Annotated in this window: 12 protein-coding genes; 5 read left to right on the top strand and 7 right to left on the bottom strand. The window is 58.5% G+C overall.

What is annotated here, in order from left to right; all coding sequences use genetic code 11:
• Nucleotides 1-10: 10 nt before the first annotated feature.
• Entirely contained in the window at nt 11-439 is a 429-nt protein-coding gene (locus tag AO242_RS22720) for an HPF/RaiA family ribosome-associated protein (RefSeq protein WP_027899583.1), read from the bottom strand.
• A gap of 250 nt (nt 440-689) precedes the next feature.
• Between AO242_RS22720 and AO242_RS22715 the strand changes: the two genes are divergently transcribed.
• Nucleotides 690-3,188 carry a TonB-dependent siderophore receptor gene (locus AO242_RS22715; protein ID WP_099270448.1) on the top strand — a complete coding sequence of 833 codons (2,499 nt, stop codon included), beginning with the start codon at nt 690-692 and terminating at the stop codon, nt 3,186-3,188.
• 408 nt (nt 3,189-3,596) lie between these two features.
• Here AO242_RS22715 and fecA read toward each other — a convergent pair whose 3' ends face one another.
• The 3 genes from fecA to AO242_RS22700 form a co-directional block, all read right to left on the bottom strand.
• Nucleotides 3,597-5,951, bottom strand: a complete 2,355-nt coding sequence (gene fecA, locus AO242_RS22710; protein ID WP_099270447.1) for a TonB-dependent Fe(3+) dicitrate receptor FecA — start codon at nt 5,949-5,951, stop codon at nt 3,597-3,599.
• Nucleotides 5,952-6,154: 203 nt separating this feature from the next.
• Complete coding sequence (locus tag AO242_RS22705; protein WP_099270446.1) at nt 6,155-7,132, bottom strand: FecR domain-containing protein; 978 nt, start codon at nt 7,130-7,132, stop codon at nt 6,155-6,157.
• Nucleotides 7,129-7,632 (bottom strand): sigma-70 family RNA polymerase sigma factor, encoded by a 504-nt coding sequence (locus AO242_RS22700; RefSeq protein WP_099270445.1) that lies wholly within the window; start codon nt 7,630-7,632, stop codon nt 7,129-7,131. The genes AO242_RS22705 and AO242_RS22700 overlap by 4 nt, the downstream gene beginning before the upstream one ends.
• 224 nt (nt 7,633-7,856) lie before the next feature.
• On the opposite strand from AO242_RS22700, the gene AO242_RS22695 reads away from it, so the two are divergent.
• Genes AO242_RS22695 through AO242_RS22685 form a run of 3 tightly spaced genes read left to right on the top strand, consistent with a single transcriptional unit; the run spans nt 7,857 to nt 10,098 of the window.
• The gene (locus AO242_RS22695) at nt 7,857-8,198 is read left to right on the top strand and encodes a DUF3649 domain-containing protein (protein ID WP_027899588.1); all 342 of its coding nucleotides are present in this window, start codon (nt 7,857-7,859) and stop codon (nt 8,196-8,198) included.
• Nucleotides 8,195-9,766: a PepSY-associated TM helix domain-containing protein gene (locus AO242_RS22690; RefSeq protein WP_099270444.1), complete on the top strand. Its 1,572-nt coding sequence runs from the start codon at nt 8,195-8,197 to the stop codon at nt 9,764-9,766. Before AO242_RS22695 ends, AO242_RS22690 begins: the two co-directional genes overlap by 4 nt.
• Nucleotides 9,766-10,098, top strand: a complete 333-nt coding sequence (locus AO242_RS22685) for a DUF3325 domain-containing protein (protein WP_099270443.1) — start codon at nt 9,766-9,768, stop codon at nt 10,096-10,098. Before AO242_RS22690 ends, AO242_RS22685 begins: the two co-directional genes overlap by 1 nt.
• Before the next feature lie 154 nt (nt 10,099-10,252).
• Here the strand turns inward: AO242_RS22685 and AO242_RS22680 are convergent, their stop codons facing one another.
• Entirely contained in the window at nt 10,253-11,134 is an 882-nt protein-coding gene (locus AO242_RS22680; protein ID WP_099270442.1) for an AraC family transcriptional regulator, read from the bottom strand.
• A 120-nt stretch (nt 11,135-11,254) separates the two neighbouring features.
• Between AO242_RS22680 and AO242_RS22675 the strand changes: the two genes are divergently transcribed.
• Entirely contained in the window at nt 11,255-12,154 is a 900-nt protein-coding gene (locus tag AO242_RS22675) for a DMT family transporter (protein ID WP_099270441.1), read from the top strand.
• A gap of 99 nt (nt 12,155-12,253) precedes the next feature.
• Here AO242_RS22675 and AO242_RS22670 read toward each other — a convergent pair whose 3' ends face one another.
• Complete coding sequence (locus AO242_RS22670; protein ID WP_099270440.1) at nt 12,254-13,228, bottom strand: 2-hydroxyacid dehydrogenase; 975 nt, start codon at nt 13,226-13,228, stop codon at nt 12,254-12,256.
• A 193-nt stretch (nt 13,229-13,421) separates the two neighbouring features.
• Nucleotides 13,422-14,369 (bottom strand): LysR family transcriptional regulator, encoded by a 948-nt coding sequence (locus tag AO242_RS22665; RefSeq protein WP_027900201.1) that lies wholly within the window; start codon nt 14,367-14,369, stop codon nt 13,422-13,424.
• Between the last annotated feature and the right edge of the window lie 178 nt (nt 14,370-14,547).

The following is a 14,547-nucleotide window of genomic DNA, read 5'->3' as shown; positions in this document are numbered from 1 at the left end:
AATGCGTGGCTCAACCCAGTTGGGCGACGCTTTTTTCCTGCTCCTTCTCCAGAAATTCTTCTTGCAACAGAGCGTCGGGGTTTTCCGATTCAAGCTCTGAGTCGTCAACGACCGGGGCTCCTGCGCGCTTTTTGCGCAGTTTGCCAAATAGATGCTCAAGGGCATGATCAAGTTTGACTGCGGCACCATCTACGGCCTGATCCAGGGTGTCGGCCTTGTGAGTTACGGAGATGGGTTGGTGACCTTTTGGTCGGGCTTCCATTTGGCAGCGCATATCATGCGGGCCGGGCTTGTCACCGTTCTCATCGCGGATGTGGACTTCGATGCGGGTCAGATCCTCTTCGTAACGTTCGAGCGTGCTTTCAACAGTGGTACGTACCCACTCCTCCAGTCGGATGCTGCTTTCGATGTGGTTATCGCAATTGACCTGGATTTGCATAGTTGTTCCCTTCTAAGGCTTGCTCTTGTGAGATCGGACAGGGCTCCTGTTCAGGAGGTTCATTTTTGTCCGCCTCAGTCACAGTGTTGGCGCTTCTCGAGGAACAATTCAACCCCGGCGTGAAAGAAATATTTCGCGGCAAAAAATCAGGCGTGCAGTATTTGAATGTTAATCCATCTCATTCACTGTCTGTTTTCCTTGCGCGTGCGTCATGGCTAGGAGTACTTCATTTCCCAGCCAAGGATCGTCCATGTCACGCGCTGTCCATTCTCTGCAACCACTGGCTCTGGCCGTCGTCATGGCGTTCGCCGTCGCGCCGCTTAATGCTGCTGAATCCGTGCCGAACGCGCAGGCATCGGTGCGAAATTTTTCGATTCCGGCCGGTGATCTGAGCCAGGCACTGAACAGTCTGGCCGAGCAGGCGAGTCTGGCGCTGGCCTTCGATCCGGCTCTCACTCGTGGCAAGAGCAGCCCTGGCTTGCAGGGCGATTTCGATACTAATGTCGCTCTGGCGCGCTTGTTGGCAGGCAGCGGTTTACGGGCAACGGCATTGTCGGCCAATCGTTATCGCATTGAAGCCGTACCCGATGCCGTGGCAGGGGCCATGGAGTTGGGGGCGACGGATATTCAGGGGGCCTGGCGCAGCGAAACAGCTTCGGGGCCAGTTGCCGGTTACGTGGCCACCCGCGGCCGTACCGGGACCAAGACCGACACCGCGTTGATTGAAACACCACAGTCGATTTCGGTCGTGACCAAGGACCAGATGACTGCGCAGGGCGCGCAGAGCCTGAATCAGATCCTGCGCTACACCGCAGCCGTTGTACCGGAGACACGCGGTGCGACCGCTTCGCGTCTGGATCAGCTGAGCATTCGCGGGTTTTCGCCTGCGACATACCTGGACGGCCTGCGCATGCCGGGCAGCCGAGATGCTTCACCGCAGAAGGATGCATTTGATCTGGAGCGCGTCGAAATCCTGCGTGGCCCGTCGTCCGTGTTGTATGGCCAGGCCAGCCCCAGCGGTGTGGTGAATATGGTCAGCAAGCTGCCGACCGAAACCCCGTTTCACGAAATCGGCCTGACGTATGGCACCTTCAACAAGAAGCGCACGACCTTCGATTTCGGCGGCCCGATTGATGATCAGGGTGTGTATTCCTACCGGCTTTCCGGTTTATACGACGATGCCGACGGGCAGGTCGAGCACACGGAAACCCGCCGCCAGTCCATCGCCGGGGCGTTTACCTGGCGTCCGAGTGAGGATACGTCGCTGACGCTGCTGGCTAATTACCAGGCTGATCCGAAGGGTGCTTCGTATGGTGCCGTTCCTGCGTTTGGTTCGGTATTGAGAAGCCCGACCGGTCGTGACATCGACGTCGATTTTTATGACGGGGAGAAGGATTTCGAGAAAAGCGACCGTAATTATTACGCGCTTGGTTACCTCTTTGAACATCACCTGAATGATGTCTGGACGATCCGTCAGAACACTCGATACATGCGCAGTGAGGGGCTCTATCGCAGCATCTACAACAGCTCTCTCCAATCGGATTTCCGCACCTTGAACCGAAGCGTCATAGCGACTGATGCCAATATCGATTCATACACCATTGATAATCAGGTCCAGGCTAAATTTGCCACGGGGCCTTTGCAACACACTGTGCTGTTTGGGGGCGATTATCAAAACACTAGCACTCACACCAAAGCGTCCGGCGGATTAGGCTCTTCCGGGGCTCCTCTGGATATCTTCAACCCGGTCTATGGCAGCCCGGTGACAGTGCCACCTTATCTCACCGACGCCACAGGCCGCAGCCAACAAAAAGGCCTGTATCTGCAAGAACAGATGAAATGGGACAAATGGGTGTTTCTTGCCGGAGGTCGTTATGACTGGGCAGACAGTACTAACAGCTCTACGACCATTGCCTCCGGTGTTAAAACCAAAAGCGCGACCGAGGCTGAAGCCTTTACCGGACGGCTGGGGCTGGTCTATCTGTTCGATAACGGTCTGGCGCCCTACATCAGCTATTCCGAATCCTTCGAGCCACAATCGGGCACCGGTTTAGGTGACAAACCGTTTGATCCAACCGAAGGCACGCAGTACGAACTGGGTATCAAGTATCAGCCACCAGGGAGCAACAGCTTCATCACCGCGTCGATCTTCGATCTGCGTAGAACCAATGTGCTGACCCCCGACCCGGATCCAGCGCCTCGGTGTAACGGTGCACGGTGTCAGGTGCAATCCGGTGAGGTGCAGTCCCGAGGTTTCGAGCTGGAAGGCAAGGCGAGCCTGAGTGATAACCTGGACATCACGGCGGCCTATGCGTATCTGGACAACAGGACGACCAAATCCAACAACACCGTGGTTGTGTCGCCGGGAAGTGGCATTGCCAACGGTCCGACCGAGTCGGCTGAAGGCAAGACATCTGTGGCTATTCCACGTCATACCGCCTCCGCCTGGGTTGATTACACCTTCCGTGACGGTCAGATGAAAGGCTTCGGTGTTGGCGGTGGTACGCGTTATGTCGGCTCTACCTGGGGTGACACTGCCAACTCGCTGAAGGTGCCTGGCTACACCTTGTTCGACGCGTCAGCGCACTACGATATTCCAAGCCTCTACAACCCGATGGACAACCTGCGCCTGGCGCTTAACGTCACCAACCTGGCCAACAAGGAATACGTCGCGTCCTGCAGCGGTTACGGCTGGTGCTGGTATGGCTCGCAACGCACCGTGCAGGCCAGTGCGACGTATCGTTGGTAAGACCATCACTGTGGGAGCCGGGCTTGGTCTGGGCGGCATTCCGACGATGCATGAGACGCAGGCAGAAGCCACACCGCGTAATCGTTCATCGCGAGCAAGCTCAGCTCCCACAGGGGGAATGCGATCACCGTGGGAGCCGGGCTTGCCCGCGATGCATGAGACGCAGCCATAAGCCACACCGCGCTATCGTTCATCGTCGGAGTGCCGCTCAGACCAAGCCCGGCTCCTACAGGGGGAATGCGATCACTGTGGGAGCCGGGCTTGCCCGCGATGCATGAGACGCAGTCATAAGCCACACCGCGTTATCGTTCATCGTCGGAATGCCGCCCAGACCAAGCCCGGCTCCTACAGGGGGAATGCGATCACTGTGGGAGCCGGGCTTGCCAGCGATGCAGGCGACGCGATGTATCAAAACGCCACAGAAGTCTGCACATACACCGTGCGCGGTTCGCCGACATATTTGCCGCGGTTGTTGTCGTCAAACGAGCGGGTGAAGTACTCGTGGTTGAAGATGTTTTTCACCCCGACGGCCACGTTCAGATCAGACAATTGCGGGCCGAAGTCGTAAGCAGCGCGGGTGCTGAACAACATGTAACCCGGGATCTTGCCCGCAGCACCGTTGGCGGTTTCTGCCTGGGTGTTGGCGTTGTCGGCGAATTGGTCGCTCTGGTACGAACTGTCCAGATTCAGCTTCCATGGGCCTTCGGTATACGCCACACCCAGAGTGCCTTTGTGTTTCGACGCGAACGGCACGCGGTTGCCCTTGTTCGGACCGTCCTCACGAATCGTCGCATCGACGAAGGCATACGTGGCGTACACATCAAACCCTGCCAGCGCCGGATTCAGGCCAGCCAACGCATAGTTGACGCTGGTCTCGATGCCCTGATGACGGGTTTCGCCACGGGCGATCACGCTGCTGTCGGTCTGGTTGGTTTCGTACTGGTTATCGAAGTTGATCAGGAACGCGCCAATCTCTGCACGCAGGTTACCGTTGTCGTAGCGCGTGCCCAATTCCCAGGTCCGGGCTTTCTCGGGTTTGACTTCACCACCGGCGATGCGGCTGGACATCTGGCTGTATTGGACGCTGCCGAACGAGCCTTCGGTGTTAGCGTACAGGTTCCAGCTATCGGTCAGGTGATACAGCACATTCAACGCGGGCAGGGCGGTTTTGTAGTCGCCCTGGTATTTGCGGTTGTTGAAGTTATCGGACTGCGCGGTGTCGATCATCTCGTAGCGAATACCCGGCGTAATGGTCCACTTGCCGATGTCGATACGGTCATCGATGTAGATTGCATTGGCTTCTGTGGCGCCTCGGGTATCGCGGTCGAAACGACTGCCAGTGGTCGGCAGGACGTTATCGACAGTGTCTTCACGGTAACGCATCTCATGGCCGGCTTCGTTGATGTAACGGTAACCGACGCCGACTTCGTGCCAGGTTTCACCCAGTGCAAAGCCTTGAGAGAAGCGCGTTTCCAGACCGCGGACCCAGTACTCGCGAGGCGACAGCGACACGAAACTGCCTTGTTCCAGATAACCGCTGCGCAGAGTTTTGGTGAAGAACGTATTGGCGGTGAAAACCCGCGCGTCTTCTTCGTAGCGATAGCCGAAATTGACCATGGTACGACGGCCCCAGAACTTGTCTTTCAAGCGCGTCGACTGGTACGGGTCGTCCTTGTAATCGGCAACGTTGAGGCCGCCCGGCATCTCTGCCTCGCCTTCGTAGTACTGAGCCATGGCGTTAACGCTGTTGGCTTCGTCGATCTGGTATTTACCCTTGAGGATCAGGTCGTCGATCTGCGTGTCGCTGTGTTCGCGCCAGTCGCCGCCGCGCACGCCGGTGTACAGAATCGCGCCGCCCAGGCCATTGTCGGCGGTGCCACCGGCGAGTACGTTGCCCGTGGTCTTGAAACCATCGTGGCTGGAAGAAGGGCTGGTTTCGGTCTGGAAGCCGCCTTTGAGGGTGGGTTCGTCAGGGATGGCACGGGTCACGAAGTTGACGACACCGCCGACGTTTTGCGGGCCGTAGCGCACCGCGCCGCCACCGCGAACCACGTCCACCGCATCCATGTTGCCCATGCTGATCGGGGCAAAGGACAACTGCGGCTGACCGTAAGGCGCGAAGGGCACCGGGATACCGTCCATCAACACCGTCGAGCGTGATGCAAGACGCGGGTTGAGGCCGCGTATGCCGAAGTTCAGCGCCATGTCATGGCTGCCGGTGCCATTGTTTTCCGGAGCGTTGACGCCCGGGATGCGATTGAGCACTTCGCGTGCGGAGCTTGCACCCATGCGCTCGATTTCCTCGCGACGGATCACGTCCCGCGCACCTGGATGCTCGAAGACATCAGTTTGTTGCGCCTCGCCCAGCCAGTCACCGACGACGTTGGATGCCCCCAGCTCAATCGGACCATTACCCTGTGCGCTAACCGGTTGCAGAGTAAAGCCATTCTGGCCATCGGGACTGGCTTGCAGGCCGGTACCTTCGAGCAACGCCGCCAGCCCCTGCTCAGGGGTGTATTGACCTTCCAGCCCTCGGCTCTGCAGACCGCTGGTGATTTGCGAACCAAACGAAATCAGGACACCTGCTTCGCGACCGAATTGATTCAGTGCGGTTTCCAGCGCGCTCGGGGCAATGTGATACGCCTTGCTGCCGACATCAGCGGCCTGCAACAGTGGCACGCTGCACAGCGACAGACCGGCACCAAACACGATATGCCGCAACGAGCGGGACAGGGGGGACAAACGGCTGGGGCGAACTGACATACAGGGAGTCCTTGGGCGAGAGGATTAAGGTGCTTTCCCTGTCTGTCACGCGAGGAACCGAAAACGGCTCACCGGTTTTGAAAAATAATTAAATGCTCTGTTGGAGCGAGGCTTGCCCGCGAATCTGCCGCTGCGTTGCATCTGGCACTGCGCGTTATCGTTCTTCGCGGGCAAGCCTCGCTCCAACAGCTGTTCAGTGTTGGCTAAACCCGCGCCTCAACACTCACCCAATACCGGGTAAACCGCTTGACCTTCACTGGCAACGCAACCTCCAGCAAGTCCAGAATTCGTTCGCTGTTGGCCAGTGGATAACTTCCCGAAATCAGCAGGTCCGCCACTTTCGCATCACATTGCAAATGGCCGCGGCGGTAGCGGCTCAGTTCGGCGAGGAAGTCCTGCAGGCGCATATGCGCTGCCACCAGCATGCCATCGGCCCACGCGCCGCTGTTGGCGTCCAGCGCCCGCACTGGCTCCCACGTATTTCGGTTGAACACGACCTGCTGGGCGGCCTGCAACTGCAAGCCAGGACCGGTGAACGTTGTCGGCGTGATCTGTACCGTGCCGTTGAACACTGCCAGTCGGGTTTTACCGTCGAACTGGCGAACGTCAAAGCGGCTGGCTGCCGACATCGGCCGAACGTTGCCCTCGGCTGTGATCAGTTTCAGCGGACGCGGATCATCGGCTACCGTCAGCATGATCTCGCCTTGCAACAGCTTGATCAGGCGTTGCTGAGCATCGAAGCGCAGGTCGATGGCACTTGCGGTATTCAGGTGGATCTCGCTGCCATCGTCCAGCGCGATCTTGCGCTGCTCGCCAACCCCGTTGTGGTAATCGGCCAGCAACGGTTGCAACGAGAGCTGATCGCGCAAACCCCACCCGGCCGCAGAGCCAGCGCCCAGCAGCAACAGTAGTTTCAGGACCTGACGTCGGCCGCTCGATCTCGGCGCGTTGATCGCGGCATGCGCCAGCGGAGAGGACAACCCGCTCAGGCGCTGGTTGACCCGCTGGATATGCGCCCACGCCCGCTGGTGTTCGGTATTACTGTTCAACCACGACTGCCAGGCTTGCTGGCGCAGCGGGGCGAGGGCGCCGCTCTGCATTTCAATCAGCCAGCTTACCGCCTGCTCGGCCACGGCCGGTGCGATGTCTGATTTGTTCAGGGATTCGCTGCTCGAATTCATAAGGCGAAATAGCAGCGCAACAGCGCCTTGTTCAGATGACGCTTCACTGTGGCGATGGAAATACCCAGTTGCGCGGCGATTTCTCCGTGGCTCAGGCCATCGACTTGCGACAACAGGAAGGCTTGCTTGACCGCAACCGGCAGACCATCGAGCAACTGGTCCAGCTCCAGCAAGGTTTCCAGAATGATTGCCCGCTCTTCTTCCGAAGGGGCGACACACTCGGGCATTTCCGCCAGCGTCTGGTAATAGGCGCGCTCAAGGTCCTGTCGACGGTAGTGGTTGAACAGCACGCGCTTGGCAATGGTGGTCAGAAACGCCCTTGGTTCGATGATCTCAGGCGTATCGCGGGCCAGCAGGACTTTGACGAAGGTGTCTTGCGCCAGATCAGCCGCGCTGTGCGGGCAGCCCAGACGACGCCGCAACCAGCCCGTCAGCCAATTGTGATGGGCGTAATACAGGCCTTCGACAGTTTCGTTAAGCGCGTATGGGGCAATAGACATGGGTGCTGCAGTCCGCGATGAACCATTTAATTGCGCGGATTCTGGCAGACTCTTTTGCGTATGAGAATATTTATCATTAATATTGCGTTCTGTTCGTGCGCGACGTCAGAAAATGTCCCGTGCGATAGCCTCCCGATCAGGACTTACCCCATGCCGATTCAACGCCTATGTTTCACTGTGCGACGTCCCTTGTTGACGATCGCGCATTGATGAACGACGCGACGATGGACGCCCCGCAAGCCGCCCCTGAAGTTAAAAAGCGCGTGCGAAAAGCTAAAGCTGCCGGTGTCTCACTGGCTTATCGGCTGGCGGTCACTTCGCGCATTGTCGCTGCACTGTTCGGTGGTTACCTGATCGCTGCGCTGACCAGCGTGTGCATCAGCCAGTGGGTGCCGATGTCCCGGGCTGATGCCGTTGTCACCGGCATGATGCTTTCGTTTGTGGCTTACTTGCTTGCAGTGATCTGGTGCTTTGCCTGCCGGACTGCCTGGCGCGCCTGGGCGGGCATCCTGCTGCCCGCTGCCATTCTGGCGGCCATTTTCGGCCTGGGGCGGTGGTTGTCATGAAGGAAGGTTTTCGTCAGGCCATGGCCTGGCTGCACACCTGGATTGGTTTGGTCTTTGGCTGGCTGTTGTTCGCGATATTTCTGACCGGAACAATGTCCTACTTCAAGGACGAAATAAACCGCTGGACTCATCCTGAAATCCCGGCACGGGTGGTCGATACCGAGGCCAGTGTCGATCGGGCTCAGGCTTATCTGCAGCAACATGCGGCGAATGCCACGCGCTGGTTTATCGATCTGCCCGACGAGCGCAAACCTGCCTTGGGGCTGATGTGGCAGACCGCAGAACAAGAGGGCAAGCGTGGCGCATTCATGCGCAAGAGCCTGGATCCGCAAACCGGCGAAGAAATCCAGACGCGCAGCAGCATGGGCGGAGAGTTTTTCTACCGGTTCCACTTCCAGCTGCAAATGCCGCATCCATGGGGCCGCTGGTTGTCGACTATTGCGGCGATGCTGATGTTCATCGCGCTGATCACCGGGATCATCACCCACAAGAAAATCTTCAAGGAGTTCTTCACTTTTCGTCCGCGAAAAGGGCAGCGTTCCTGGCTGGACGGGCATAACGCAATCGGCGTGCTGGCGTTGCCGTTTCACCTGATGATCACTTACAGCAGCCTGGTGATCTTCATGTCGTTGGTCATGCCGGCGAGCATCGTGGCCTCTTATGGCAAGGACACTCAGGCGTTCTTCGCCGATGTTTTTCCGAATACCAATACAACCAAGGCAACCGGTACGGCTGCTGCCCTGGCACCCCTTGCGCCGATCGTGCGCGCGGGTGGGCAGCAATGGCCCGATAAAGAGGTGGGGCGCCTGGTGGTCTATAACCCGGGTGATGCAGCCGCAACGGTCGTGGTGTCTCCCGGTGCTGGCAGCAGCGTCATTCACGATCCGGGTATTAACGTGGTGTTCAACGGGGTAAGTGGTGAGGTGCTGACGTTGCCGACCCAGCGCTCCGGACCATTGCTGGTGTCCGGCGCCATGTACGGGCTGCACCTTGGGGAGTTCGCCGGGCCTTTATTGCGCTGGCTGTACTTCGTGTTTGGCATTGCCGGAACGGCCATGATTGGCACCGGACTGGTGATGTGGCTGGCCAAGCGGCAGGTCAAGCATGCCACAACCGGGGTCTTGCCTTTCGAGCTGCGACTGGTGGAAGTGTTGAACATTGCCGGTATGGCCGGGCTGATGATCGCCGTGGCTGCATTCTTCTGGGCCAATCGCTTGTTGCCGGTCGGGCTGGCCGAGCGAAGTGATTGGGAGATCAATCTGTTCTTTAGCGTCTGGGGCCTTTCAGTGCTGCATGCGCTGTTGCGCAAAGGCCGTCAGGCATGGCGTGAGCAGTTGATGCTGGGCGCGGTATTGTTTACCGGTTTGCCGTTGCTGGACATCGTCACCAGTGGCAATTACCTGCTGGCTTCGCTGCAGAACCAGGACTGGGTGTTGATCGGCTTCGACCTCACCGTTTTGTTTACCGGGTTGTTCATGGCCTGGGGCGCAAAGAAATTTCGCCCGGTGCCGCCCATTGTGGTCGAGCGGCCTTTATCAACAGGTCGACTTGAAGGGGAAGTGCATTGATGTTGCTGGCGACTTTGCTGTGCTACGTGGGCTTCACCGCGCTGTGCCTGTCCATGACTAAACATTACGGCGAGTTGCTGCACGGCAGGCTGAGTGCCAGCCGCAGTCGCATGCTGAAGGTCGTTGGCTGGCTGTGCCTGTGCCTTTCGCTCTGGGCGGCGCTGGCGTCGACATCTTTGGGCTTGGGGCTGGTGCAGTGGTGCGCGGCGCTGATGGGCAGCGCGCTGCTGCTGGTGTTCCTGATCCCGTTCGGGCCGCGGCTGGTGTTGGTGCTTGCTGCGGCAGGTGTTTTGGTGGGGCCGCTGATTTTGATTAATCGATTGTTGGCGTGATGCTGTTTCTCAAGAGGTGTCTGGGTGCACTCATTCCTGTAGGACTGGCTTTAGCCGGGAGAGGGCCAGTACATCCTTAGCAATGCTGTCATCCGGAAAACGCCCTCCCGGCTGAAGCCAGTCCTACGTGGAATGCATTTCAATCGGCTAGGTGTTACAACTTCCCGACAAACGCCAACCGATACTCCCCCGGCGTCGCGCCCATTGCCTGCCTGAAGCGATTGTTGAAATGACTGGCGCTGGCAAATCCGCACTCGATCGCGATTGCCCCGAACGCCATGCGAGTCGTGCGCAGCAACTGTCGGGCATGGTTGAGGCGTCGGGCCAGCAGGTATTGATGGGGCGGCAAGCCGAAGCTTTCGCGAAACATCCTTGCGAAGTGGTATTCAGACAGCGCACACAGCCCCGCCAGTTGCCCAAGGCTGAGAGGTTCGGCCAGATGGGTTTCGATGAAATCCACTAACTGTCGGCGCTGATGCGCGGCCAACCCGCCTTTCAAACGCAAACCCTCACGCATGCCCACCTGATCGAACAAGGCCCGGCTGAGCATTTCATGAGCCAGGCTACTGGTCAGCAAGCGCTCGCCGGGCTCACTCCAGTTCATCTGGATCAACTGGCGAAAGCGTTGGGCCTGCTCGGGATCATCGTGAAACGTGTTCTCCCTTAATTGCAGCTCACGAGGTTCACGGTCCAACAGGGTGATGCAACCCATGGCGAACTGTTCCGGGCTGATGTAAAGGTGCGCCAGACGAATCTCGCCATTGATCACCCAGGCTGATTCGTGCCCGGCGGGCAGGGTGCAAAGCTTGTTGGGGCTGCCTTTCTGATCGGGGCGGTCGCGACGAAACGTGCCCGTGCCGCCGTCGATGTAGCACGACAACGTATGGTGGCTCGGACCGTGATACTCCTGGGAGTCGTGGCGGTTGTTCCACAAAGCCGCGACCAAACCATCGCCCAGCACCGCGCTCTGCTCCAGTTGAGCATGAGGGGAACTGTTAAGGGCCTGGAAGACCTGGATGGATTCGATGGCTGGCATGGCTCGCATCCTACGCTTTACAGCACTCTCTGCCAGCACCGCTGAAACAAATGCGCAAGATTATGCAAATGCCCGGTTCATGCTCGCCGCAGAATGACGGCTCAAATCGGGAGCCGCATCATGAACATTTCGCTTTATTTGCTGACCGTCCTGATCTGGGGCACCACCTGGATCGCACTGAAGTTGCAGCTGGGCGAAGTGGCAATCGCGGTTTCCATCGTTTACCGATTCGGCCTTGCGGCACTGGTGTTGTTTGCGATGCTGCTGCTCAGTGGCAAGCTGCAGAAGGTCAATCAGCGTGGGCACATGCTTTGCGTTGCGCAGGGGCTGTGCCTGTTTTGCATCAATTTCATGTGTTTCCTGACCGCCAGTCAGTGGATTCCCAGCGGGTTGATTGCGGTGGTGTTTTCTACCGCGACCCTGTGGAACGCCCTGAATGCACGGATCTTCTTCAAACAGAAAATCGCCCGCAACGTATTGACCGGCGGTGCGCTGGGTTTGATTGGTCTGGGCTGTATGTTCTGGCCTGAACTGTCCGGGCACAGCGCCAGCCAGGAAACACTGATGGGCCTTGGCCTGGCGTTACTGGGTACGATGTGTTTTTCGGCCGGCAACATGCTTTCCAGCATGCAGCAGAAAGCCGGTCTACGGCCGCTGACCACTAACGCCTGGGGCATGCTCTACGGCGCCGGGATGCTCAGCCTGTATTGCTTGCTCAGCGGTACGCCGTTCGGTTTTGAGTGGACGACCCGTTACATCAGCTCGTTACTGTATCTGGTGATTCCGGGCTCGGTAATCGGCTTCACCGCCTACCTGACTTTGGTCGGCCGCATGGGCCCGGAGCGCGCAGCCTATTGCACGGTGCTGTTCCCGGTGGTGGCGCTGAACATCTCGGCATTTGCCGAAGGCTACCAATGGACGGCTCCGGCGTTGATGGGGCTGGTGTTGGTGATGCTGGGGAATGTGTTGGTGTTCAGAAAGCCGAAGGTGGTGGTGCCGGTGGGGGCGAAGCTGGCTTGAGGTAAGGGAAATGCATTATCTGTAGGAGCTGCCGCAGGCTGCGAAGCGTTTTTCAGGCATACCGCAATCGCAGCCTTCGGCAGCTCCTACAGGGCTACATCAATCTTTCCAGACCTGCGGATTCACCAGGTTCTTCGGCTTCTCACCCAGCAACGCAGCACGCAGGTTGGTGTAGGCAAGGTCCGCCATGGCTTGCCGGGTTTCAGTGGTTGCCGAACCGATGTGTGGCAGGGTCACGGCGTTTTTCAAACTGAACAACGGCGACTCGCTCAGCGGTTCCTTCTCGTAGACGTCCAGCCCGGCGCCGCGAATGGTGCCGTTCTGCAAGGCCTCGATCAGCGCGGCTTCGTCGACGATCGGGCCACGGGCGATGTTGATCAGAATCGCGCTGGACTTCATCAAGCCCAGTTCACGGCTGCTGATCAGGTGTTTGGTCTTCTCGCTCAACGGCACTACCAGGCAGACAAAGTCTGACTCGGCGAGCAATTGATCAAGGCTGCGAAACTGCGCGCCCAGTTCCTGCTCCAGCTCGGTCTTGCGGCTGTTACCGCTGTACAGGATCGGCATGTTGAAACCCAGGCGACCACGACGCGCAACCGCTGCGCCGATGTTGCCCATACCCACGATACCCAGCGTCTTGCCGTATACATCCGTGCCGAATTGCGCGGCTTCAACACTGCGTTTCCACTGGCCGGCCTTGGTCCAGGCATCCAGTTCGGCAACTCGACGGGCGCTGCTCATGATCAGGGAAAAACCCAGGTCAGCAGTGCTTTCAGTCAATACGTCCGGGGTATTGGTGAGCATGATGCCGCGCTCGTTGAAGTAGCTGACGTCGTAGTTGTCGTAACCGACGGAGATGCTCGACACCACTTCCAGTTGAGTGGCGGCTGCCAGTTGCTCACGCCCCAACTGACGACCTGCGCCGATCATGCCGTGGCACTTGGGCAGTGCGTCATTGAACTGCGCATTCAGGTCGCCCAGCTTCGGGTCGGGCACGATCACGTTGAAGTCTTGTTCCAGCCGTTCGGCCATTTCGGGGGATACACGGCTGAAGGCAAGTACGGTCTTTTTCATGGGGTAGCTACTCTCGCACGCTTTTTATAAAGGGTTACAGATGAGTAGCACGCTAACATTCCCGTCGTCGAGCCGTAAACATCGGCCTGTAGGAGCTGACGAGCAACGCGAGGCTGCGATGGCGGTGTGTCAGATGAACCGCTATCGCAGCCTCGCGTTGCTCGTCAGCTCCTACATGGAATAGATTTCAGGATCAGGCGATGGACCGCATCGCATGCGTATGCAGATCCGCTTCATGGGCGGCGAGGATTTCCGGCAGCGAGCCGCGCAGGTATTCCACCCACGTCTTGATCTTGGCATCCAGATACTGGCGCGACGGATAGATAGCGTACAGATTCAGTTCCTGCGAGCGGTACTCGGGCAGGACCCGCACCAGCGTGCCATTGCGCAGGCCTTCAATCGCAGAGTAGATCGGCAAGATACCCACACCCATGCCGCTGCTGATCGCCGTCTTCATGGCGTCTGCCGAGTTGACCAGAAATGGCGAGGTATGGATCGTGACCATTTCCTGACCTTCCGGGCCGTCGAACAGCCATTTTTCCAGCGGGAACACCGGGCTGACCAATCGCAGGCACGCGTGGTTGAGCAGGTCAGTAGGCTTGAGCGGGATGCCAAAGCTTTTGACGTACTCCGGCGATGCACACGCGATGCTGTAAGTGATGCCCAAACGTTGCGAGACAAAACCCGAGTCTGGCAGCTCACTGGCCAGGACAATGGACACGTCATAGCCTTCCTCGAGCAGATCCGGCACGCGATTGGCCATGGTCAGGTCGAAGGACACGTCCGGGTGATTGCGTCGGTAGCGGGCGATTGCATCGATCACATAGTGCTGACCGACACTGGACATCGAATGCACCTTGAGCTGACCGGCTGGCCGCGCATGAGCATCGCTGGCCTCGGCTTCGGCCTCTTCCACATACCCCAGAATCTGTTCGCACCGCAGGAGATAGCGCTTGCCGGCTTCTGTGAGCGCGATTCGGCGTGTGGTGCGGTTAAGCAGACGGGTTTGCAGATGGGCTTCGAGATTTGAGACGGCGCGCGAAACGTTGGCGGTAGTCGTGTCGAGCTGAACGGCAGCTGCCGTAAAGCTTCCGGCCTGAGCCACACAACTGAACGCGCGCATGTTTTGCAGGGTATCCATGGGCAGTTCTCTGGAGAGATGGCAAATTGTGACACGAAGTAACTGACGCATGTCAGCCTGACTGATGATTATCTCCGATTCTGTAACAAAGATTCACAGTTCTTCTGGCTTATCGGGGCGTTGATGCGCCCCTAGAATCGCGCCACCTGAGTCATCTCACCTTACGTCGGGAAGTTGC

The sequence above is a fragment of the Pseudomonas sp. ICMP 561 genome, assembly GCF_002699985.1.
Taxonomy (GTDB): domain Bacteria; phylum Pseudomonadota; class Gammaproteobacteria; order Pseudomonadales; family Pseudomonadaceae; genus Aquipseudomonas; species Aquipseudomonas quasicaspiana.
This window is presented reverse-complemented; position numbering and strand designations above follow the sequence as displayed.